Annotated in this window: 16 protein-coding genes; 6 read left to right on the top strand and 10 right to left on the bottom strand. The window is 59.0% G+C overall.

Going from position 1 to position 23085, the window contains the following annotated elements:
* Window positions 1-385: 385 nt before the first annotated feature.
* The 3 genes from prfB to hrcA form a co-directional block, all read right to left on the bottom strand.
* A protein-coding gene (prfB, locus tag KP701_RS05440) for a peptide chain release factor 2 (RefSeq protein WP_215746229.1) occupies window positions 386-1517 on the bottom strand; the annotation gives its coding sequence in 2 pieces (ribosomal slippage) (window positions 386-1447 and window positions 1449-1517; 1131 coding nt in all).
* A gap of 59 nt (window positions 1518-1576) precedes the next feature.
* Window positions 1577-4240: a penicillin-binding protein 1A gene (locus KP701_RS05445; RefSeq protein ID WP_215746230.1), complete on the bottom strand. Its 2664-nt coding sequence runs from the start codon at window positions 4238-4240 to the stop codon at window positions 1577-1579.
* A 103-nt stretch (window positions 4241-4343) separates the two neighbouring features.
* Window positions 4344-5414, bottom strand: a complete 1071-nt coding sequence (gene hrcA, locus KP701_RS05450) for a heat-inducible transcriptional repressor HrcA (RefSeq protein ID WP_215746231.1) — start codon at window positions 5412-5414, stop codon at window positions 4344-4346.
* Between the two features lie 82 nt (window positions 5415-5496).
* Here hrcA and rph point away from each other — a divergent pair, with 82 nt between their 5' ends.
* From rph to KP701_RS05465, 3 genes are all read left to right on the top strand, one after another.
* Window positions 5497-6219, top strand: a complete 723-nt coding sequence (rph, locus tag KP701_RS05455; RefSeq protein ID WP_215746232.1) for a ribonuclease PH — start codon at window positions 5497-5499, stop codon at window positions 6217-6219.
* A complete protein-coding gene (rdgB, locus tag KP701_RS05460) occupies window positions 6219-6824 on the top strand; it encodes an RdgB/HAM1 family non-canonical purine NTP pyrophosphatase (RefSeq protein ID WP_215746334.1) in 606 nt (201 codons plus the stop codon). Before rph ends, rdgB begins: the two co-directional genes overlap by 1 nt.
* 319 nt (window positions 6825-7143) lie before the next feature.
* Window positions 7144-9048, top strand: a complete 1905-nt coding sequence (locus tag KP701_RS05465) for a glycosyltransferase family 2 protein (protein ID WP_215746233.1) — start codon at window positions 7144-7146, stop codon at window positions 9046-9048.
* Window positions 9049-9109: 61 nt separating this feature from the next.
* Here the strand turns inward: KP701_RS05465 and KP701_RS05470 are convergent, their stop codons facing one another.
* Window positions 9110-11485, bottom strand: coding sequence for a hypothetical protein (locus tag KP701_RS05470; RefSeq protein WP_252345422.1), 2376 nt, complete (start codon window positions 11483-11485; stop codon window positions 9110-9112).
* 439 nt (window positions 11486-11924) lie between these two features.
* On the opposite strand from KP701_RS05470, the gene KP701_RS05475 reads away from it, so the two are divergent.
* Both KP701_RS05475 and KP701_RS05480 read left to right on the top strand, forming a co-directional pair.
* A complete protein-coding gene (locus KP701_RS05475; protein WP_215746234.1) occupies window positions 11925-13268 on the top strand; it encodes a glycosyltransferase in 1344 nt (447 codons plus the stop codon).
* A gap of 181 nt (window positions 13269-13449) precedes the next feature.
* On the top strand, window positions 13450-14673 hold the full coding sequence (locus KP701_RS05480) for a cation:proton antiporter (RefSeq protein WP_215746235.1): 1224 nt from the start codon (window positions 13450-13452) through the stop codon (window positions 14671-14673).
* A 7-nt stretch (window positions 14674-14680) separates the two neighbouring features.
* On the opposite strand, the gene KP701_RS05485 is transcribed toward KP701_RS05480, so the two are convergent.
* Both KP701_RS05485 and KP701_RS05490 read right to left on the bottom strand, forming a co-directional pair.
* Window positions 14681-16060: an amidohydrolase family protein gene (locus KP701_RS05485; protein WP_215746236.1), complete on the bottom strand. Its 1380-nt coding sequence runs from the start codon at window positions 16058-16060 to the stop codon at window positions 14681-14683.
* A gap of 120 nt (window positions 16061-16180) precedes the next feature.
* Window positions 16181-17998, bottom strand: coding sequence for an ABC transporter ATP-binding protein (locus KP701_RS05490; RefSeq protein WP_252345433.1), 1818 nt, complete (start codon window positions 17996-17998; stop codon window positions 16181-16183).
* Between the two features lie 167 nt (window positions 17999-18165).
* Here KP701_RS05490 and nth point away from each other — a divergent pair, with 167 nt between their 5' ends.
* On the top strand, window positions 18166-18864 hold the full coding sequence (gene nth / locus KP701_RS05495; protein WP_215746238.1) for an endonuclease III: 699 nt from the start codon (window positions 18166-18168) through the stop codon (window positions 18862-18864).
* On the opposite strand, the gene KP701_RS05500 is transcribed toward nth, so the two are convergent.
* The 4 genes from KP701_RS05500 to KP701_RS05515 form a co-directional block, all read right to left on the bottom strand.
* A complete protein-coding gene (locus KP701_RS05500; protein ID WP_215746239.1) occupies window positions 18861-19370 on the bottom strand; it encodes a hypothetical protein in 510 nt (169 codons plus the stop codon). The two genes, nth and KP701_RS05500, sit on opposite strands and share 4 nt — an antisense overlap.
* Before the next feature lie 64 nt (window positions 19371-19434).
* Window positions 19435-21636: a ComEC/Rec2 family competence protein gene (locus KP701_RS05505; protein WP_371818897.1), complete on the bottom strand. Its 2202-nt coding sequence runs from the start codon at window positions 21634-21636 to the stop codon at window positions 19435-19437.
* 75 nt (window positions 21637-21711) lie between these two features.
* The gene (locus tag KP701_RS05510; protein ID WP_215746240.1) at window positions 21712-22437 is read right to left on the bottom strand and encodes an NADPH-dependent F420 reductase; all 726 of its coding nucleotides are present in this window, start codon (window positions 22435-22437) and stop codon (window positions 21712-21714) included.
* Complete coding sequence (locus KP701_RS05515) at window positions 22434-23021, bottom strand: cupin (protein WP_215746241.1); 588 nt, start codon at window positions 23019-23021, stop codon at window positions 22434-22436. Before KP701_RS05515 ends, KP701_RS05510 begins: the two co-directional genes overlap by 4 nt.
* Between the last annotated feature and the right edge of the window lie 64 nt (window positions 23022-23085).

Here is a 23085-nt window from a genome sequence, read left to right on the forward strand (position 1 = left end):
GAAACCTTCTTACCCCTCACTGACACCGGCGTTGATCCACATCTGCCGGGTGCGGTGCCCCCGATTTCTGTGTTTCCCTCGGGTTCCCTCACCGCAGACCCATAAAATGCGTCACATGCTTTGAGGACATACCCGATATGCTGATTGGGCAGTCTAACCCGCATGCTGTCAAGCGGGTTATTGCCTTTATCGAAACGATTTTTTCATAATGACGACATATTCTTCAGTTCTGGCTGTCGTCATGTGACCAAAAATATCGCAGAGAATCACCGTAACGCAATTTCTCTCTGCCCATTGTGACAGATTTCATAAAAAAACAGGGTGTCAGAACGGTTTTTCCGTTCTGACACCCTGCAGGGCCCTGATTGCAGTCCCTCTTTCTGCCCTACTGGGCTGAGGCGCTGGCTTCCGAGCGGGTCGCTCCCACACTCTGGGCCAGAGAGGCCGACATGAAGTCGTCCAGGGCGCCATCGAGTACGGCCCCCGGGTTCCCCTTCTCCACTCCCGTCCTCAGATCCTTGACCAGCTGGTAAGGCGCCAGAACGTAGGAACGGATCTGGTGTCCCCAGCCGATATCGGTCTTTGAGGCTTCTGTCTGGGCAGCCGCAGCTTCACGCTTCTGGAGTTCCGCCTCGTACATGCGGGCCCGCAGCATTTCCATGGCCTTGGCACGGTTGCGGTGCTGCGACCGGTCCGTCTGACAGGCCACCACGATTCCTGTGGGAATATGGGTGATCCGGATCGCCGAATCCGTCTTGTTGACGTGCTGTCCGCCCGCACCGGACGCCCGGAACGTATCGACGCGCAGATCCGAATCGTTGATGTCGATCTCAATCGAGTCATCGACGACCGGATAGACCCAGACGGACGCAAACGATGTCTGGCGACGGGCTGCCGCATCGAATGGTGAAATCCGGACCAGACGGTGCACGCCAGCCTCGGTCTTAAGCCAGCCATAGGCATTGGGGCCGCTCACCTGAATGGTAGCGGACTTGATGCCGGCCTGTTCGCCTTCGCTGCCTTCGATGAAGGTGACCTTGTAGCCATGCTGCTCGGCCCAGCGCGTGTACATGCGCAGGAGCATCTCGGCCCAGTCCTGGGCTTCCGTGCCACCGGCGCCAGCATTCACCTCGACGTAGCAGTCATTGCTGTCCGCTTCGCCCGAGAGCAGGCTTTCGATTTCGCGCTTGCGAACGTCCTCGGCAATGGCGCGCAGAGTCTGCACGGCGTCCTGGACGAGACTGTCGTCCCCTTCCATTTCCGCCAGTTCGACAAGTTCGAGCGTGCCTTCGACCTCGGATTCGATCCGCTGGACCCCTTCGATCTGGTTCGCCAGCGTTGTCCGCTCACGCATCAGTTTCTGGGCCGCGTCCGCGTCGTTCCACAGGTCGGGGTCTTCAACGCGGTGATTCAGTTCCGCGAGACGTGTTGTTGCGACATCCCAGTCAAAGATGCCTCCTCAGCAGTGCCACCGACTGCTTGATCTGCTCTGAAAGGGCCTCGGTTTCGGCCGACATAATGTCCTCCACTGAAAGGGCAGCCTGTCACCGCCCCATTCGGTCTGTTCTGGTGCGTCTTAGTATAGGCCGCCCACGCCGATGTCACCATCAGACGGAGCAGGTTTCTGGGCCTGTCCCGGAGCTGCGGCCGTGCCGCTTCCGGGCGCAGCTCCAGCCATTCCCCCGCCCTGACCGGGCGTCTGGGCCATATCGCTTTCGGAATCGGAAATCACGCTGTCCGCACCCGTATCGGCAGCGGTCAGGGCTTCCGTACCTGCGCCGAAGCCATGCAGTTCAACGGAAGCACCCGGAACCTGATCGGTCTTGAAGCCATCCACCGCGGAGATACGTCCCGTGTCGTAGCTGGCCAGCGTGATACCGTCAGGCACCCGGAAATCCAGCTTCGGACGGTTGGCAAGGGCAACTTTCATGATCCGGTTCCAGATCGGGCCGGCCACGCGGCCGCCATCAGAATTACGACCAAGCGTCTGGGGCGTGTCGAAACCGACCCAGACAACCGTGACGATATCGGGCGAGAAACCGGCAAACCAGGCATCATGAAAATCCTGACTGGTGCCCGTCTTGCCCGCGATGGGACGATCAATCCCCACCCCGGCCATACGGCCAGTCCCGCGGGCGATCACGTCCTGCATCATCTTTACGATCTGGAACGTGCTCTGCTCGCTGGCGAGAACCGGCCGGCCGTCCGTCAGAGCCGGAACGGCCACACTGCCCGGCGGGGGAGTTGTGGGCGTTGCGGAAGGGGCTACAGGAGCTGTCGCCGGGGCGGCTGACGTCGTCGTGCCATCTGCAGGGACAGGCTGTTCGGCAGGGGGAGCCTGCATGGCAGTGCCGAGCGTCAGGCCACCCGCCTGCCACAGGACAGTTCCGGCACGGTCCTGGATGTCGTCCACAAGAGTGGGGGTGACGATATGGCCGCCATTGGCGATCGTGGCGTAGGCCGCAGCCTCGCGCATGACGGTCGTCTCGACGGCGCCAAGTGCAGCAGGCAACACATGAGGCATCTGCGCCACCAGCCCGGCCCGGATGGCCGTATCGGCGACGGCCTTCATGCCGAGATGGGCGGCCACGCGGATCGTGACGAGGTTGCGGCTTTCACGGAGCGCATCGTGCAGCGTCGTGGGGCCCCAGTTATCATGCTCGTAATTCTGGGGGTGCCAGTCACCGTAGGAAACAGGCGAATCGTCGAAGCGTTCGGAGGGGGAAATCCCTTTTTCCATGGCCGCCAGGTAGACGAACGGCTTGAAGGATGATCCGGGCTGACGCAGGGCCTGCGTCACACGGTTGAACTGGCTTTCATGGAACGACCAGCCGCCGACCATCGCCAGAACGCGGCCCGTGTGGACGTCCAGCGTGACAGCAGCGCCTTCAACCTGCGGGATCTGGCGCAGAGCCGCTGAGCCACCTTCCTGCGGTTCGATCATGATGACATCACCGGCGCGAAGCGGACGCATCCGGCGCGCCCAGGCCATATCCGTCGCAAGAAGTGCCCCTTTGCGGGCCGTACCTTCCTCGATCCAGCCCACATGCGTGGCGCCAGGCAGCACGACCGCCAGACGCCACTCGCGCAGCATGCCACCGGGAGGGGTAATGTGATCGAGAGCGCTTTCCCAGCCGTCATCCTGGATATCCGGCAGGTTGCGCAGAGGCCCCCGCCAGCCGCTATGGACGCGGTCGTAGTTCATCAGGCCTTCATGCAGAAGACGCGTTTCGGTGACCTGAAGGCTCTGGTCGAGGCTGGTATGGACTTCCAGACCGCCCTGAGCCGCCCGCTCCTGCCCGTACTGGGCGATGAGCTGGCGGCGGACCTCCTCGCCAAACCATTCGGAATCCGGCAGAGGCCCAAAACGCTGCTTCTGCTGGGGGACCAAGGGCTCCTGCTTTTCCTGATCGGCCTGCTGGCGGGTCAGCACACCAGCCTCAACCATCAGGTCCAGCACGAGATTACGCCGCGCCATCGCGGCCTGCGGGTGCAGGAACGGATTGTAATTCGTCGGCGATTTGGGAAGAGCGGCCAGTGAAGCAGCCTCGGCATCATCGAGCTGATCAAGCGGCTTGTTGAAATAGCTCTGTGCAGCCGCCGCGACACCATAGGCACCATTCCCGAGATAAATCCCGTTCAGGTAAATCTCGAGAATCTTGTCCTTGGACAGCACCTGCTCCATTTTCATGGCGAGCAGGGCTTCCTTGATCTTGCGGTCGAAGCTCAGGACATTGCTGTTGAGCAGCATGACCTTCGCGACCTGCTGGGTAATGGTCGAGGCGCCCAGCGGACGGCGCCCGTGGCGGGCGAAGATATCCGTCAGGCCCGCACGGCCGATCGCCATGAAATCCACACCGCCATGGGTATAGAAATTATGGTCTTCGGTCGCGATGAAGGCATTCTTCACGCGCTCGGGGATGGCGTTGATCGGCACGAAAATCCGGCGCTCATTGGCCAGTTCCGCCATCAGACGGTCATCGGAAGCATAGATGCGGCTGACAGTCGGCGGCTGATAGGCGCGCAGACTGTCCACGCTGGGCAGATCCGCCACCAGTTTGGCATAGGTCGTCCAGCCTAGAACCCCGGCCCCGGCGATCCCTACCAGTCCCACACCGGCGATGATCGCCAGGGACTGCCGGTAGCGGCGGAAACGGGGAGGACGGGGCGGCGTGGCGCCAGGACCCTGTGGATTGCCAGAGCCCTGGGGATTACGGGAGCGGAAGGAACGTCGCGTCATGGCTTCTGCATAGCATTGTTCCGCATCCGCCGTCGCCCCCGTCTAAAAGGGTCATTTCGTGACAAAGATGCAGGCTTGGGACAGGCGGAATTTCCGCGTTTCCTCAGCCGAGCAGACGCCCGACCATCCGCGCGGTATAGTCCACGACTGGCACGATCCGCCCATAGTTCAGGCGGGTCGGCCCGATCACACCGATGGCGCCTACGATCTTCTGGGCTTCGTTGCGGGCCGGAGCCACAATCATGGACACGCCCGACATGCCGAACATGCCGCTCTCGCGCCCGATATAGATGCGCACACCTTCGGAAGCATCGGCAAGTTGCAGGAGCTGGAGCATGGTCTCCTGCGTCTCGAGATGGTCGAACAGCATGCGGATCGTGGTCAGGCGTTCGATCTCGGTAATGTCAGCCAGCAGCTTCCCCTGCCCTTTCACAAACAGCGTCCCGCCATCGGCGTCCCATGTCGCCAGCCCGCTCTCGATCACGCTGGCGGTCAGCGCATCCAGTTCGTGACGGCTGGCATCCATTTCGATCCGGACCCGTTCGCGCAGATTGCCAAGCGTCAGATCACCAAGTCGGGAGTTCAGGTAGTTTCCCGCCTCCACGAGAGCCGAGGGCGGAACACCGGGCGGGGTCTCGATAATGCGGTTTTCCACCTGCCCGTCAGAACCGACCAGAATGACCAGCACCCGTCCCGGACCCAACGCCACGAACTCGATATGTTTGAGCGTGGCATCCGATTTGGGCGCGAGCACCAGTCCGGCGGCAGAAGAGAGGCCCGACAGCAAAGACGACGCTTCGGAAAGAATGTCCTGATAGGAGCGGCCATGGATATCGAGGCGGCTGTCGATGCTCGCTCGGTCTTCTTCCGTCAAAGAACTGAACTGGAGCAGCCCGTCCACGAACAGGCGCACGCCTTTTTCGGTCGGCAGTCGCCCGGCCGAAACATGTGGGCTGAACAGCAGCCCGGCGCGGGCCAGCTCTGCCATGACATTGCGGATTGTGGCCGGGGACAGGCTGGGCTGCAGGCGCTGGGCGAGGGTCTGGCTGCCGATGGGTTCGCCGGTTTCGACATATTCCTCGACGATTTCCCGCAGGATCGCGGCTTCCCGATCTCCCAGTCCGTGGGGCATCGGGATGGAGGGGCGGAAGAGGGGAGACTGGGGTCGCATCATGGTAAAACCAACTGTCGGGGCTGGATGCCTTCACGTCAAACGCGGTAGAGGCGGCACATATTCTGCCGCAGGATCTTTTTACATGACCGACACCGCAGGCAAGCGTCCTTCAGGACGTGCGCCGGACGAAAACCGCACTGTTTCCATCGAAACCGGCTTTGCCCGCCATGCCGAAGGCTCAGCCCTCATCCGCGTCGGCGGGACGGAAGTCCTGTGCACGGCCACGATCGAAGATCGCGTGCCGCCCTTCCTGCGCAACAAGGGACAGGGCTGGATCACGGCGGAATACGGAATGCTCCCACGCGCCACGCACAGCCGGGGCCAACGCGAGGCCGCCAAGGGCAAACAGTCCGGCCGCACGCAGGAAATCCAGCGCCTGATCGCACGTTCGCTGCGCGCCTGCGTGGATCTGAAAAAAATCGGCGAGCGGACCATTACGCTCGACTGCGACGTGCTGAATGCGGATGGCGGCACGCGCTGTGCGTCCATCACAGGCGCCTGGGTCGCGCTTTCTCTGGCCCTGAAAAAAGCAAAGCGCTCGCAGGCCCTGACGGCGCAGGTTGCAGCTGTCTCCTGCGGACTGACAGAAGCCGGAGCCGTACTGGATCTGGATTATGTCGAGGACAGCAGCGCACAGGCCGATACGAATTTCGTCCTGACGGCAGATGGTGGCATCATCGAGATTCAGGGAACGGCCGAGGACAAGCCGTTTCAGGAAAGCGAATTCTTCGAACTCCTGAGACTGGCGAAGCTCGGCACGGCCCGACTGTTCGAAGCCCAGAAAAAGGCGCTGGAGACTGCATGATGCGTACACTTTCCCGCGGTGCAAAGATCGTGCTCGCCAGCCACAATGCTGGCAAGCTCCGCGAGTTCTCCACCCTGCTGGCCGAAAGCGGAATCACCGTAATCTCGGCAGCAGAACTGGATCTGCCCGAGCCGGAAGAGACAGAAGAGACCTTCACCGGCAATGCCGCCATCAAGGCTCTGGCCGCAGCCCAGACTTCCGGACTGCCCGCGCTGGCGGATGATTCCGGGTTCTGCGTTTCGGCGCTGGACAACCGCCCGGGTGTCTATTCCGCACGCTGGGGTGGGCCAACGAAAGACATGCAGGTTGCGATGGAGCGCGTGCACCGGGAGATGGGAGACAATCCGGATCACCGGGCGTTCTTCGTCGCCGCACTATGCCTGGCCTGGCCTGATGGCGAGACACGAACCGTGCAGGGCGAATGTCGCGGCACCGTCGTCTGGCCACCACGAGGCGATCATGGACACGGGTACGACCCCATGTTCGTACCCGAAGGCGAAAGTCGGACGTTCGCGGAAATGACGGAAGCCGAAAAAAACGCCATGAGCCATCGCGGACAGGCCCTGACGGCGTTTCTGAACACTTGTCTGGACACGTCCACGTAAAGAACGGAAAACAAATGAATGAGGCGATATTTGCGAAAAATCATGCCTGATCCACATTAAAGTCGCCTCAAACAGGAAATATACGGGAGAGTAAATTTAATTAATTCGATAAATAAAAACGCATTGAAGCCAAAGTTTTTATAAAAAAATACTTATATTTTTATGTATCTATATTTTTATATTTTAATATATTTTAAAAACTATAAACTTCACGCTCAACCTGATTTCTATTTAGATCCTACCAAAACCTTATCTCTTGATCTAAAAAAGAGACCAAATTAACGATCAAGTAGATTCAAAATACAGGACCTGACCGACGATGGCGGCATTTTATAAAATAATCACCTTCCATAACGCACCCATCGTCAGTGAAGAAAACCATGGGGAACTGGGCAACCTGATCCCTGGGGAACACGAACGACCCGTACTGTGCTCCCCGGTCGTGGCCATCACTATCCCCTCCATGCCCTCACATGTTTTCCTGGTGGGGGCGACACATCCCGTCCCCTTGAGAGTCCCCCTTTCGGATCTTTCCGGACATATCATTCCACTCCGTTTCGAACATCATTCCGAACAGAGCCAGCTGGCTTTTTTACATCCGGTACTCGATCAATATCTGTCTGCAATCATTCCAGAAGAGCAGAGTGGATATGCTCGCATAGAAGGAAACCGTCGCAGCGTTGCAGGATGGGAGTTATTCCGACTGGAGTCCCTGGCGGCGAACGAAATCACACAGCGCATGGAACTGCTTGCGGAACGCCTCGAGCATCTGTTTGCACGCGGCATTACCGTAAACACGCTTCTGGAAACAATTCGCGCTGAAGCCATTTTCGGAACCCCGGAACTTCTGGACGCGGCACTCCCATTTCTCTCGACTCTCAACCTGGAGAAAATTGCGACACTGCTCCAGCAGGACAAAGTCCTCTGCGAAACCCTGGCACGGCAGATGCCGGAGGACCCATGGGCATCAGAAGGCATTCCCCTTCTGATGCACTGGATTTCACAACGCGACAGACACGGAAAAATCGCGCCGGTCTCACGTTATGAATGCCCCCAGAGCCAGACCGTGCTGGGAGTTACGGGACTTCATAAGGACATCGCCAGCTTCGCCCATGCCTGTGTTCACGCGATGCGCCGCAAAGTCACTCCGACGCGAGGCCCCGCAATTCTGGCATGCGTCCGCAATGAAGGGATCTATCTGCTCGAATGGATCGCCTACCACCGTGCAATCGGAATCGAATGGTTCTTCCTGTACAGCAACGATAATGACGACCAGTCTGATGACATTCTTCGAACCCTTTCCGAACAGGGCATCATTACCTGGGTCAACAACCCCATAAAACCAGGAAAAGCTGCCCAGCATAAAGCGTATGGCCACGCCCTGAGCATTGTCCCCGACATTCTCGACTTCAGCTGGGTCCAGGTTCTGGATGGGGATGAATTCATTGCCCTTGATCCACAGCGCTTTTCAAACCTTCAGGACTACCTCCTCTGGACTGAAACACATCCGGTCGACGCCATTTCTCTGAACTGGCGGTTTGTCGCCTCCGAACCGCTCCCAGAAGGAGAGGAAACCTTGTTCCGTGATCCCCTCACGATGCGGAACTCACGTTTCGTGCGACATGATATCATTGGAGATCCAGGCAGCCGCCTCGTTAAATCAATGTTCCGACCGGCACAGGTCATCCAGTCGCAGGCACACTATCCCGTTGCGTCATACCGATATTCCACAACAATATGCCTCTCGGACGGAACGCCCCACACATGGCAGTCACCGCCAGCGGGAGTCCCCGCAAGCGCGGCCTTTGCGGACCACATCATTTTCGAAAAAATCGGGATTTATCATTATTTTTACAAGTCTCCGGAAGAATGGATGTGGAAATCATCCCGTAATCGCGGCGACAACCCTTCAAAGCAGGGACTGGATCTTCGTAACTTCGTTGATGGCTGGACTGGTAACTTCATGTCCCAGATCTCTGACGACATGCGTTCAGGTGAAGACCAATGGATGGCTGCCCGTCGCGCACCCTTCCTCTCGGAACTGGAGAAACTCAAGAACCTGCCCGGAATGATGCAGGTGCTCCAGAACATCTACACGTCATATCGGGAACGCTCTGCCTTGATCCGTAACCGTTTGCAGGCAGAAAATATCCGGGAAAGACACTCGGAAAATAACAGAATATTCTTTGACCTCATAAACGTACCAGAGCAGCAAAATTCATAAATCCTATCTCATGATGTCAATTCAAGGCTTCATTTTCTCAAATGAAGCCTTGAAAATTAAATCAAAAAGAACTCAACGCCACTCTTTTCCACGTATTATTTGCAACACAGACGTAGTGATAGTTTGTATCATCGGTAAACTGACCCGCTTCACAGGCAGAGCTACTGCTGGCCGGTGTCACCAGATTTTCTTTGAACATATACCCGCTAATATATGCATCTCCGCCAACAGACGTTTTTGCAGAAATCTGGGTCGCTGACGTTCCTGTCAGATAGGAGTAATCGCCGGCCGTGGATGGGAAAAGAATCAGACTCTGCCCGTTCCCCACACTAACGCCACCTTTACCGAGAACAGTACCCCCAGCCGTAACATCGCCCGTAACCTGTGCGGCACCGGTGAACGTCCCGTTGTAGCCCGTGATCGACGCATCGCCGCCCTGATACGTTTTCGCCGACAGAATCAGACCGCCTACAGACGGCGGCGCATACCAGTACGAATATCCGTTGTTGTCGGACGGGATGAACTGAAGCTGACTCCCCATAGTCATCGCAATCGCGCTCTTGGCGTTAAGCTGCTGGGTCGTCGTCAGCAGCCCGTCAGCCCGAACGTCGAGACCGCAACCCGAAGCGCCGCACAGCGAAAGCCCCCCGACATTGGCGCCGTTGTGGTTCCACACGATTTCACCCGCGCCATTCTGGGACGGATCGAGCGTGTTGGCATACCCGTTATCAACGATGCCGAGATGGAAAGACGCCCCGCTGATGCCGTTGGTGTCCGGCAGATCCTTTTTCTCCCAGCCCATCAGATTATAGGCGCTGTCTCCGTCCACTTCACCGGTGAAGCCGAACAGGGTCTGGATCGGGCGATCGTTCCCGTTGACCGTTGAAACCCCCTGCTGCCCGTGAAGATAGAAGGAATGGCCTTCAATGATGTTGCCATCATCAGGGCCATCAAGGATCAACATGTTGTGGATGTCCCCCGAAAGAGCCATCGCATAACTGTCCTTGGACAGGCCTTCGCGGCCAATACCGCCGCTATCCGAATTTATGGAAACCGTAATACCGTCGAGGTGAACCTCATTGGGGCGCGTCGCCCAGTACCGCAGATCCATTTCATCGCCGCTCAGCATATGCGCGGTGGCAGTAGCCTGGCCGACGGTCTGTGTTGCACCCGTTACGTCATCGCCTGCATTATAACCCTTGTAATCCAGGTATTCGTTACGTCCCGAACCATTATTGGGATTCCCGATGAAAACGACGGGATAGCCGTAATTCGACGTCCAGGTATCCAGCGCGTCTCCAGACTGATTTCCCGGAATCTGCCCCGAAGCATGAGAGCTGGCCCAAGGGATATCCCATCCCGAAACATTGATCGTCGTACCATCGGCACTCCATCCCGAAATAACGGAGAGATAATAATTCGGGTTGGGTAGCTTCTGGTTTCCCCAGCTATCCGTAGCAGCCGTAGGAACCGTGGTTGCATTAACCATGTTGGTGGTGATGTACATGCCGACACGCAGCTGCGCCATCTGGGCCGCCGTCAGGGGCGTTTTCAAAATGACAGACGTCGCCGTAAAGCTGCTGACATTCCCGACGATCATCGCGGAAATATTTGTCACCCCAATATATTGAGCAACACCATCTCCACCGCAAAAATGCCCCGCACCAGCACGCCAGTCAGCCGCACACACACCATTCTGGGCATCCACACCCGATCCCATCAGCAGGCTTTCAATCGTCGCTGCGTTGAATGGCCCCCAGGGCTGTCCAGCCACTACGAGAGAACCAGGACGTGAAGTCTCATTTTTTTGAAGCCCGGTAGCATCCCAGCCCTGCGTGGGGAGACCACCAATATAAAATGCATCCGGCGACTGGAACGGATCGGCTGATTTGGACACATTGCTGACGACCGGAAAACGACCCGCACTGAGTAATGGCTCTTCACCAGAAACAGTCTGCGGAGAAACTGTAAGAAGTGCAGACGAAATGGGCGCAAGCACAGATCCGGAACCAATCAGGTCACTGACACTCAACCCATTCAGCGTTCCTGTGAAATTCCCGGTCAGATTTCCATTACTATCAAGCCCGGCCACACCCAGGGGCTGCCCAATCAGGTTACTCGTCAGATCATCACAAATCTGGGGAGTCCCGTCCTTACCAAGAGAACATATCTGCTGGCTTACAGTCAGGGCATGCCACTGCCCGTCCGTCCCTTTGTAAGTCGAGACAAGAGGCTTGTTGGCACTATCCAGGGGGGTTGTAAGAAATGTCTTCGCGTACTGCCCGGTCTCCGTGCGATATGACTGTATTGCAGGAGAGGCCCAGGAAACATTCGGCAGCACTATCGCCGCAATAAAATAAAATTTGCGTAGAGAAGTCAGCATTTTTATGTCCCTACTTAAAAGGAAGCCCAAACACCCCACGCCCGGAAGTGCCATTTGGTATTTTTATTTATGGAAACTGCTTATCGATCAACAACCGCGCCCTACTCAGGTTGGATCTTTTATAGACAAAGCAGAATGTACTACACCAATAAACAAATATGCACTCAAAGTCAAGCAGAAGTTTTTGAAAACCAAGAATTCAAAACAAAAGAAAGTTTAGGGAAATATACTAAAAAATTAAAATATAACCTGATGCAATACTAAAAATATCCATGCCGTGAAGTGATAATAAATATAATAAACACCACTTAATACCTTCAAATTCTGCAAAAAAATACCAGAAAATCATAATGCCAGCTTCCAATCTGCCTCCCGTCTTCCCCCCAAGAGGCCCTGACAGAAGTCCTTGTTTCCTGTTTTCGACTATTTGTTTCCGAATATGATTTATGCGATGCTGTGACCCGCCATTCACAAAGAAAGCGCGCGCGAACCAATGCTGAAAATTCTGGTCAGCCACAATTTGAAAGTCTTCCATGTGGAAGGAGAGCGCATCGTTCAGCGCGATCTTTCAAACATTACGCGTCCTGAAGATGTTCTTTGTTTTTATGACAGAAACGGCCTCCAGGGCTTCTGCACGCTGGGAAATTCAGATCGCTGGCTGGATCTTGAAACACTGACCATCACGCGTGCCGTCCCCACTGTCGCGATAACCTCCGAGTATCATGGCAATGGGCATTACAGCTTTCAGTATGGTGGCAGATTCGGCCGGGCCAACCATCTCGGTGGTCTTGACTTCGTTGCCGAGCACCGCAACCTCTGGGAAACATTCAAGCTTCTCGATATCGAGACTTTTCATGCCGCCCGACGGGTTGCCAGCCATCGCTGGGTCCTGGGAGGCAGCGACACCATCGTAAAGCTGAATCTCCGGGAGTCAGATTTCGACCAGGTCACATTCGGAGAAAAGAAGCTTCCAATGGAAGCGTTCTTCACCAGCGCCGCAGCCACCAAACACCTGCCCCGCTTCATATTTTTCGACGACTGGAAAGTTCATGAAGCGTTTCTGCTCAATCCCGCCGTCGTCCTCGTCGTTTTCGGGCATGGAGTGGCTCTTCAGCAGTATTGTGAATGCATCCGCAGCATTGGGTCGCTGGCAAACTATGACGGCACGATCCTGATCGTCAGCAACATCGAAGCGGACCATCTGAAAGGTCTGGCCCCTGAAGCCCTTCGCAGCCAGATTCAGGTCATTCCGATGCAGGGCTCGGATCAGCTCGACTATGTCGGCGCCCGTCTGACGATCTTCAACACGTCATTACTCGATGAATACCAGCCCATCCTGTATTCGGATGTTGATATCGTTTTTGACCGCCCGATTGAGCCCTTCCTTGTCGAAGCAGTCAAAGCCCGACGATGCAGCGCACAGATCGAGCCTTTTCACCAGATCGCCACATCGGAACACACAGGATCCACCCTCGTGCAGGCCGATCCGTTCTCATGTGAAGGACTGCGTGGCTTCAATGGCGGTCTTCTTCTGGTACCGAACATGGCAGATCATGCCCGCTACATCAGAGCCGCCTATCAGACACTGGTCCGCTACACATCTCAGCATGGCCGCAAATCCATCCCGTTCTATGATCAGAGCGTGCTGAACTACACACTGTACAAACTCAACGATTTCGATGGCGAGCCTGTCAGTGCACACACGCAGATAGGCGGTTACGACCACCCCACGGACCCTGCCGATCCCCGTGGCTTCATCCATTTCTGGAATACCGCAGAGAAACATCTGGCCATGCGAGCTTACATCGACGAAGCCGAGAAGCTTAGCCAGGCATAAGGAAAACACGGGCTTCCGAAAAACATCCCGGAAGCCCGGATTTTCCGAACTCGATTATTATTTTAACAGTATGTTTTAATTCTGAAGTATTTTTATATCTTATTGAGGTTTTGTTATTAGTTTTCGTTAACCCTATGTTTCATGTTATCCTGCACGCACCTGAAACAAAAAAGGGATCGTCATGGGGAATGTGACAGCACTGTTTGCGGATGCATTTATATTTGTCCTTATTCCGTGGGGACTGTGGCAGCTGCTCAGACGCTCCATTCCGATTGCCATCCTGCCCATTCTGGTCGGCATGCTTCTGGCGGTCCTGCATTTTCCAGCCTCGACCATTGGTATTCCTTCGCTTTACGGCGATTACATCGGCTGGCTGGCCGTTCTGGTCCTTGCGTTCACCGCGGGGCTGGAGATGTGGCAGAACCCCACCCACGCGCCCGAGGTCGCCAACCTGCCCTCCCCGACACTGGGCCGCCTTCTGTGCGGCGCACTGGTAGCGCTGGGAATTCCGTTCGTCATCGGCACCGTTCTGGTCAAACTGTTTTTCCTGCCGCTGCATGGCTGGCAGGCCCCCCATGGGAATGGCTGGATCGGCGCCATGTCGATCGGGCTGTGCATTTCCGTCAGCGCGTTGCCGGTTCTGATCGGAATCGTGCGTGAACTGGAACCCGTGTACCGTCCCGTGGGACAGCTTGCCCTCAAGCTTGCGGTTGTGGACGATGCCGCGCTCTGGATCGGGCTGGCCATACTGCAATTTGCAGCGCGCGGACCTGACGCTTTGCATGGCTGGACCGGCTTCGAGGGGTTGGCCGTCCTGCTGCTGATCGGTATGGCCTTTCTCAGCAGCTGGGCTACGCGAAACCTGAAAAACCCGCCGATCTGGGTGATCTGGGCGGCGGTTCCCGCCTATCTCGCCGCAGGGTCCTGGGCGAGCCATGAACTGGGGCTGCATGAACTGATCGGCGCCTATTTCGCAGGCGCGCTCATGCCACCACGCTGGGTTCGCCGCCTGCCGGTCGAGGCGGTTGGCACCTTCTCCCTGATCTGGCTGGCACCCATGTTCTTCGGCCATAGCGGACTGCGGATCGACGGCGATGCACTGACCTGGCCTTCCGTCATAGCCTCGCTCCTGCTGGTGGTGATCGCCATCGTCACGAAGATTCTGGCCGTCTGGATCTTCCCGCCGGCACCGGGGCTGACGCATCGGCAGGCGCTGGGGATCGGCTCGCTGTTGCAGTGCAAGGGACTGATGGAAATCGTTGCGGCAACCATCCTGCATGCGCATGGCATGATTTCAGAGTTCGCTTTCGCATCCCTGATGGTTCTGGCCGTAATTTCCACGACCCTGACAGGACCGATGTTCCGGCTGGTTTCAGGGCGCTCATGCGCCCGGATCGCCGGATAATCGTTCTTCAGTTCTTCGAACGCACAGGGCCGTGGCTGACAAGCATGCCCCGCTGCCAGACCTGATCGATCTGGTCCACGGCACCAATGTTTTCATCAGCATTGCCGTTCACGATCAGCAGATCAGCCCGGCGACCCGGCGCGATCACACCACGATCGGACAGGTGCAGCAGGGCCGCGGCATTACCCGTCGCCAGACTGATGGCCTGCACAGGCGACAGTCCCGCCTGCACCGTCAGATAAAGCTCACGATGCTCGGCAAAGCCGGGAATGCGGGTCGGAGCGGCGCCGGAATCCGTCCCGAAACCGACCTTCACACCGGCACGATACAGGACGGCCAGGTTCTTCTGATTGACGGACAACGCGTAATGCGAAGCCTTGGTCAACGGCTTGGCCAGCGTCTCCGCGCGCCATTTCGGGTCCGTGAACTGGCGACGCAGGGCCGGGTTCACGCCTGCCAGCACGAAGGGATTGGAAAGCAGGTCAGGCTGTTCTGCATAAAGATAGTTCGCCTCATCCAGATCCAGCGTCGCGATGTACCACGTTCCCTGACGGAGCATCGCCGCAATCAGGTCGTGATCGACCGGCTGGTCCCGCACGCCATGAGCGAGAATATCAGCCTTTGAGGCAACGATGGCCTTGGCAACGGCAAGATCATGGATATGGACCGCAACCCGCGTGCCATGCTGATGCGCCTCGTCAATGACGGCCTGATAGATGGCCGGGGGCAGCATCGGATAGGTCTTGCCGTCAGGGACGTCATTGCGGAAATCGTCCACCCAGAGCTTCACCAGATCCGTATGCTCCGCGATCATCTGGTCCACATCCTTGCGGGCCTCTTCCGGCGTGGTGGGCCGGAAAACCTGATCGGGACCAACGCCCTTCACCATGGCTGCCGGAGGTACACCATCAGGTGCACCAATGCCTTGATCCACGCCATACAGATCCGCACCAGGATTGCGACCGTCATGCTGTTCCTGCCGCAGCGTATCGAAAAGCGGAGAGCGGTTCAGCCCCAGCGCCGTGACGGTCAGAACGCCGTAATCGGAATACTGCTTCAGGGCCGCGAGAATATTGGCACGGGTATAGTTATCGCGACTGGCCCCCGTACCTTTCACAAGCCCGACATGGACGTGATCGCTGATGAGGGCCGGCATAAGCGTCTTACCCGTCAGATCCACATGCCGCACCTGGGCTGGCGCAGGAATACCGACGGAAATGATGGTGCCATTATCAATAACCACCGTCGCATCCGGCTGTGCCAAGGCCCCCGTTCCATCAATCAGTCGCGCATGCTCAAACGCCACCGGCTCGGCCATTGCGCTCCCCGCACTCAGGGCGGCAGGCGTTGCGAGCAGCAGGGCGGCGAAAGAGGAACGGATGGTCATGCGGCGGTCTCCTGTACGGCTCCCGTCGGGCATGCATCGTCCGGCCGGGAAAACCCAGTACGGGGGAAACGCTGCCGGACCTGAAAGGATGCAAAAACCCCTTCCCTTTCCGCTCCCGTATCAGGCTTCAAGGGACTGAAGCTCGAACAGACGCCGGTAAATCCCGCCTTCCCGCTCGATCAGCGCGGCATGGGTCCCGTCTTCCTTCAGTTCGCCCTGACTGAAGACCAGAATGCGATCCAGCTCCATGACCGTGGAAAGACGATGCGCCACGACGATGACCGTCCGGTTCTGCATGAGGCGACGCATGGCGTCCTGCACGAGGGATTCGGACTCGGAATCGAGGCTGGATGTCGCTTCGTCAAAGATCAGGATGGGGGCGTCAGCCAGAAAGGCCCGGGCAATGGCAACACGCTGGCGCTCGCCTCCCGAGAGCTTCACCCCACGCTCGCCAACCATGGTTTCGTAGCCCTCGGGCAGACGCTCGATGAACGGCGCAGCGTTTGCAAACCGGGCAGCTTCCTCGATTTCCGCACGGCTGGCACCCGGGCGCGCATAGGCAATGTTTTCCGCCAGCGTCCGGTGAAACAGGATCGGCTCCTGCGGGACGATGGCAATATGCGAGCGCAGGGAATCCTGTGTGACATGCGCAATATCCTGCCCATCCACCGCGATCCGGCCGCCATTTACGTCATAAAGACGCTGAAGCAGCTTGGTCAGCGTCGTCTTGCCCGATCCGCTCGGTCCGACAAGCGCCACGCGGGAGCCCGGCGCGATATTGATGCTCAGGTCATGATAAAGCGGCCTGGCCTGTCCGGGATACTGGAATTCCACATGCTCGAACCGGATGGCCCCTTTCGTAAAGCGGGCCTTCTGCGCATCGGGAGCGTCCTGAATGGCGGGATCGCGGCGGAAAATTGCCACCAGCTCTTCCATTTCGTTGACCGAACGCTGCACCTGACTGACCTGCTGCCCCAGATCGCGCAGATAGCCCTGCACGAGAAACATCATCGTCAACACATAGGCCACGTCACCCGGGCCAGCCTTGCCATCCCACCACAGCCAGACGGCCAGTCCGATCAGCAGCATCCGCATGGCGAGTGACGCCAGAGCCTGAAGATTGGCGCTGTTCGTCCCGCGGATCCACGTTCTCAGCGTCCGTTCACGCCAGCCGAGAATGATCCTGTCGAGCCGCTCGTCTTCACGATCTTCCGCACCGAACGCTTTGACGACAGGGTTGCAGGTCACGGCATCGGCCATCGCTGCACCCATTTTCGTGTCCCATTCATTGGAAGCACGGGCGGTGGGCGCGACATAGCGCAGGGTCAGCATGATGGAGAGACAGGCAAACAGCACGACCGACAGGGCCAGCACCGCCCCCATGAGCGGCGAGCGGAACATCAGGACAGCCGTCGTGCCCCCCAGAACCAGCACCTCAGGTGCAATCAGGAGCAGGAGCGTGTCATCGAGCGTATCGATCGCCCAGATACCGCGGGTCAGTTTGCGGACGGTGGAACCGGCGAAATTGTTAGCATGCCAGTCCGTCGAGAAGCGCTGCACGCGATCAAAAGCCTGATTGGCAATACGATGCATGATGGCGAGTGTCAGGTGCGAAATCCCGATGAAGGACGAGCGCCGCCCGAACAGTCCGACCAGCCCCAGAACGATCAGTCCCGTAACCATCAGAAACGCATCGTCCCGCAGATGCAGAAGCTCGGCCGTCTGCTCAACGGCAGGACCTGCAGCATGGCGGGAAATGTCATCCACCAGACGCCCAGCCAGAATGGGCGTGCAGACATCCGCCAGCGTGGCAAGGCCAACGCCGCCAAGGGTTTTCGATAGCAGCAGGGGATGGTGACGCCAGCGACTTGCAACGAAGGAGAGGACTTCCGTGAAGGACACGTCCTGCTTGCGGCCTTCCTTCTGCTGGCGGGTCATGAGGGGGGTAGTATCGGACACAGAATGCTCCGCCGTCTGTCCGCCTGCGATGTCATGCAGGGCAGGCCACGGTGTGATGGCATGAAATTTTCAGAACTTTGCCCTATCTTGCTGTCTGTCCGGACCGGACGCAACAGCCTGCAAGACATCCCGGTGGAGCCCCTGTCATGACCGATGCCCCCGCAACCGCAAGCCGGGCCATGAGCAAGGCAGCCGCAAAAGCCTTCATCACCGCACTGGCCGAGGCCAACCCCAACGCGGAGAGCGAACTGGTGTTCCGCAATCCGTTCGAACTTCTGGTGAGCGTCGTGCTCTCGGCCCAGGCCACAGACAAATCCGTCAACAAGGCGACGAAAGGCCTGTTCGAGGAGGCGCCTGACCCTGCATCGATGGCCGCCCTCGGGGAAGAAGGCATCGCCCGGCATATCCGCACCATCGGCCTGTGGCGGGCGAAGGCGCATAACGTGGAACTGTTATGCGAGCAGTTGCTGGAACGTCACGGCGGACAGGTCCCGTCCGACCGGGCCTCGCTCGAAGCGCTGGCCGGTGTGGGACGCAAGACAGCGAATGTCGTGATGAATGTCGCCTTCGGGGCGGATACGATGGCGGTGGATACGCATATCTTCCGCATCGGCAACCGGACCGGCCTGGCACCCGGCAAAACCGTGCGGCAGGTCGAAGACGGGCTGGTCGCGCGGATCCCGAAAGACATGCTGCGCCCGGCGCATCACTGGCTGATCCTGCATGGACGCTATGTGTGCAAGGCACGCGCACCGGAATGCTGGCGTTGCCCGGCAACGAAATGGTGTCTCTATCCCGACAAGCGGATGCAGGCCCCGCCGGCACGAAAAGCCGCTGCGACCTAAAGGATCTGGGCCGCCGTCCGGCGAGACGCCTGATAGGACACGGAATAGACCACGACCGTATTGACCACGCGCATATGCGTCGTGACCGAAAAGCCGCTGGCATTCCAGGTGATGTTTTCCGTCAAGGGCGTCCGGATATCGAACAGCGGCTGGCCGTATTTCTGCCGGACCGCGCGCCCCCATTCCTCGGCACAGACCCGGACATCGCCGGAATCCGTATCCGTCAGGGCATGGACCTCAACCGAAGCCAGACGTCCGCCCAGAAAATTCACATCCACATTCGACAGGCACGACCCGATCGAAGGCCCCTGCATCACATAGCGCGCGAAGCCAGCACGCGGCACCGGTGTGGGCAGCACCATCATTTCCGGATGGCTAAGCCTTGCTTCCGGCACGCTCATGCCCAGGCTCAGCCCTTCCCAGATCACGGCGGGAGCAGCCTGTGCCGGGACGGTAGCCGTCAGTAAAAGCGCGAGCAGAACGCCCGTTGCGGATTTGTAAGCCACGATAGCGGACCTCCCTGTGCGGCGATCCTACAGGGCGATTGCTTTCCAAAAGGTTGAGAGGCGCTCATTCCGATTGGGCCAGAGGCAGGTTGGGCATGCCATGCCAGCCCACAGGTGGTACCCAGAGACGGTTTCCCCGCCAGCTCCGGTCCGACACGACCTTGAGCGATTCTCCGGCGAAAACGCTGTAAGCCCCATCCCGCCAGACCGAAAACCGGTCGATGGACGGCACGTCTGGACAGCCTTTCCGCGCCGGTGAAGCGCTGATGAACAAACTCACGCCCTCGCACTGCTCCATGGTCGGCAGCGTATTGCCATCCGAAGCGTCACGCACACGCAGCAGGACAGTCTGCGTACCAAGCGGCATCCGGCACGGACCGGAAAGACAGTCTGACGGCAGGGGCGCGATGGGAAGGGCAAGGGCCTGCTGCCAGTCTTCCAATGTACGGCGCTGCAGGCTGGGATGAGGGCCGACCAGAAGGACACCCTGCTGACGCACGGCCATCAGCCCCGCATCCGGAGAAACAAGAATATCCGGCTTCGTCGCAAGCCAGATCGAGGCCAGCCCGATCGCAATGGGCAGCAACCCTGCAAGGCATACCCTGCCCTTCCACAGGCACAGGAAACACAGTCCGAGCATCACCAGGAGCAGGCCCCAGCCCGGCATGGCGGGCACGGGCTGATGCGCCATCGGAAAAGCCGCCACGCGCTCCGCCAGCATCTGCACGATGCGGATTCCCATCCCCATGAGCTTTAAAAAAGGTGCTTCGGCATGGAACGGCATGGCCACGAGCGCCAGAAGCCCGACCGGCATGATCCAGACGGCGGCGAGCGGCACGGCCACGAGATTGGCCAGCACAAACCAGGGCTGAAGCGCGCCGAAATGCGCCATGCTGACCGGCAGGGTCGCCAGCCCGGCCAGAAGGCTCGTCAGGACAAGCGCGGCACAATGGGACGCGACAACACGATACCATTCCCCCTCACCCCGCAGGCGCATGAGCGGCTCGCGTAAGGCACCATAACCCGCGATCAGTCCCATCACGGCGGCAAAGGACATCTGGAACGACACATCGACCACCGAGACCGGCGAAACCAGCAGGATCAGAAGCGCCACGATGGACAGCGACCGCATGGACAGCACGCGCCGTCCGGTCACGATGGCCAGCGTCACGATACTGGCCATGCCCAGCGCCCGAAGGCTGGGAAGATGCGCGCCTGTCAGCATCACATAACCCGCCCCAGCCAGAAGTCCGGAAACAGCGGCAATCTGCCGACACGGCCAGCGCAGCGCGACATATTCAATAGCGGCCAGTCCACAGCGCAGCGTCACGATGACAGCCGCCATCACGAGACCCAGATGCAGCCCGGCGACGGCAAGGAGATGCGCCAGCCCCGAAGCGGAAAACGTCTCGCGCGTATGCTGGTCGATGCTCCCCGCCTCTCCCGCCAGAAGCGTGGCGGCAATCGCGGCAGTCTGGCCGAACAGTGCAGCATTGGCACGCAGAGCCACGGTTTCACGCAGGGATTCAATCCACGACTGGCGGGAGGGGGCGCCTGAAAGGCTGGCGGGACCGAGCGCATAGCCGCTTCCGGCCAGCCCCGAGAACCAGGCTTCCCGCTGAAGATCCCGGCCGCCGGGCCAGGAGGGCGGCGGCGGTGCCCGCAACATGGTGCGCAGGCGGATCGTGCTTCCTGGCTCGGGAAACAGGTCGTCATCATCGCGCAGACGGATATGCAGCGTCCGGCGTAACGGCGCCATCCCGGCATCGACGGGCGTCTCAAACACGGCATCCGCGAGTGTCACGCGATGGCCGTCATCCTCGTCGTCATTGCGGGGCGGCAGGATTTCCAGCGACTGGACGCGCCCGGTCAGAACCGTCGCATGGGTTGGCAGGGCCGGCATTGGCGGCTGCATCCGGGCCTGAAATGCCAGATCGCCAAACCCGATCGCCGCACAGAGCAGTGCGAATCCCAGCAGACGCGGAAACAGCCGCTGCCAGCCCCACCAGAAACAGGTGCCCCCCGTCAGGATCGGCAAAGTCGTGGCAAGCACAACACACAGGATGGAAGGCTCGAACGGCAGAACCAGATACAGCATGGCCCCTAGCCCCACCGCAACCGGGAGCCAGCAGATCATCTGCCGCCCCTGATCCAGAAAGGACCGGATGATGGCGGGCGGTGGCGTCAGTGCAGGGTCAGGAGACTCCACACGGGCCAGAAGTTCCTCTGGATTGAGGTCCGGAACGGAAAGGGACACTGTCTTCACGAACAGGACCGTAACGGATTTTTCCGCAGGACGCGCCTCCTCACTCGAGGCCGACGTATCCCGAACAGACTTCCTTTACTGCGACAGGTGAAGCGCCTGCTTCAGACCAGCGGCATCCTGTTCCAGCTCAAAGCCTGTGCTGCCCGGCTGGAACAGTTTTGCGGTCGCGAGATTCCCGGTCACGACAGGTTCGAATCCGGCTGCCCTCACCAGCGTCTCCACCTGTGACACCGCCCCCGCGTCATCTCCCGCAACCGGCACAGCCAGAAGAGGCGCCGCACGATGGGCTTCAGCACGAAGCGTCGTCATGTCGATGGAATTGAACGCCCGGACCACATGCGCAGAAGGAAAATAACGCTGCGTCGTCACCCCCGCCCCGTCCTTCTGCGCGGTCTCCGCAATAGGCCCGTCCCGCCACGGATAGGGATTGGACGGATCGAGCACGATCTTGTCCAGCAACGTCCGGCTGAGCTGCGGGCCAAGCTGGGGGATGGCGCCATAGGGCACAGCCAGGACCACTATGTCTCCGTAAGCCGCCGCCTGCGCCGGGGTTCCCGCTGTTGCGAGCGGCCCCAGAGAGGTGGCGAGCGATTGTGCCTCACTCAGAGAGCGCGACGAGACCATGACGTGGTAGCCCGCATGAACCCAGAGTTCGGCCAGCGTCGTGCCGACATGGCCGGTGCCGATGATGCCGATCCGCGTCTTCTGCGTGTTGGAATCCACTGCGCCGGCATTACGGACGGTAGCCAGACCGGCGAGCGCTGCGAGGAAAGGGCGTCGTCTGAGAGGAAAGGCCGTCATGAAGGGTGCCATTCCCGCGCGAGAACACCTGCTGCGCCCTGGACCGGATCCGTCTTCGGGAATGGCAGGCCGTGGATACGCGCGCGCTGTTCCACTGTCGGCGCGGCGCGGAGAATGTCAAAGGACTGGTTGGGCGGATAGGCGCCTATGACGGTGAAATCCTCGTCCGAGCCGAGATTGCAGTGCCCCGTGCCGGCCGGAAGCACGGCAATGTCACCGCCACGCACCTCGACTGTCCGGGCCTTGGGGCCTCCGAGCATCAGGCGTGCGGAACCGTTGGAAAAACCCAGAACTTCGTGCCCCAGACTGTGATAGTGGTGAAACGGATAAACCCCATTCCGCCATTGTGGTGGCCAGCCATTATGGGCGAACAGGTCTTCGTACACAGCCTCACGATCCGGCCCGGCTTCGAGCGCGTTGCGATACACGATGACGGGGAGATCCGGATTGTTCGGAACCCAGTCATTGGCCCGCAGCGTGAAAACGTCCACGCGGGAGGTCGTGGCTCTGGCGTGATGGATCCTGCCCTCTCCGAAGGTCAGTCCCAGCCCTGCCAGCAGGGCGTTGAAATCGCGTCGGTTCATTGGAAAGGTACCACCTGCACTATTGAAGGTCAGGATAGGCAGGTTCGGCAGAAGGCTGGAAATC

This window comes from Gluconobacter sp. P1C6_b, from assembly GCF_018811945.1.
GTDB lineage: Bacteria > Pseudomonadota > Alphaproteobacteria > Acetobacterales > Acetobacteraceae > Gluconobacter.

Excerpts from the sequence above, each read along its gene's own strand:
- KP701_RS05445 (WP_215746230.1), bottom strand. The coding sequence starts at position 4,240 with ATGACGCGACGTTCCTTCCGCTCCCGTAATCCCCAGGGCTCTGGCAAT.
- hrcA (WP_215746231.1), bottom strand. The coding sequence starts at position 5,414 with ATGATGCGACCCCAGTCTCCCCTCTTCCGCCCCTCCATCCCGATGCCC.
- rph (WP_215746232.1), top strand. The coding sequence starts at position 5,497 with ATGACCGACACCGCAGGCAAGCGTCCTTCAGGACGTGCGCCGGACGAA.
- rdgB (WP_215746334.1), top strand. The coding sequence starts at position 6,219 with ATGCGTACACTTTCCCGCGGTGCAAAGATCGTGCTCGCCAGCCACAAT.
- KP701_RS05465 (WP_215746233.1), top strand. The coding sequence starts at position 7,144 with ATGGCGGCATTTTATAAAATAATCACCTTCCATAACGCACCCATCGTC.
- KP701_RS05470 (WP_252345422.1), bottom strand. The coding sequence starts at position 11,485 with ATGGCACTTCCGGGCGTGGGGTGTTTGGGCTTCCTTTTAAGTAGGGAC.
- KP701_RS05475 (WP_215746234.1), top strand. The coding sequence starts at position 11,925 with ATGCTGAAAATTCTGGTCAGCCACAATTTGAAAGTCTTCCATGTGGAA.
- KP701_RS05480 (WP_215746235.1), top strand. The coding sequence starts at position 13,450 with ATGGGGAATGTGACAGCACTGTTTGCGGATGCATTTATATTTGTCCTT.
- KP701_RS05485 (WP_215746236.1), bottom strand. The coding sequence starts at position 16,060 with ATGACCATCCGTTCCTCTTTCGCCGCCCTGCTGCTCGCAACGCCTGCC.
- KP701_RS05490 (WP_252345433.1), bottom strand. The coding sequence starts at position 17,998 with ATGACCCGCCAGCAGAAGGAAGGCCGCAAGCAGGACGTGTCCTTCACG.
- nth (WP_215746238.1), top strand. The coding sequence starts at position 18,166 with ATGACCGATGCCCCCGCAACCGCAAGCCGGGCCATGAGCAAGGCAGCC.
- KP701_RS05510 (WP_215746240.1), bottom strand. The coding sequence starts at position 22,437 with ATGACGGCCTTTCCTCTCAGACGACGCCCTTTCCTCGCAGCGCTCGCC.
- KP701_RS05515 (WP_215746241.1), bottom strand. The coding sequence starts at position 23,021 with ATGAACCGACGCGATTTCAACGCCCTGCTGGCAGGGCTGGGACTGACC.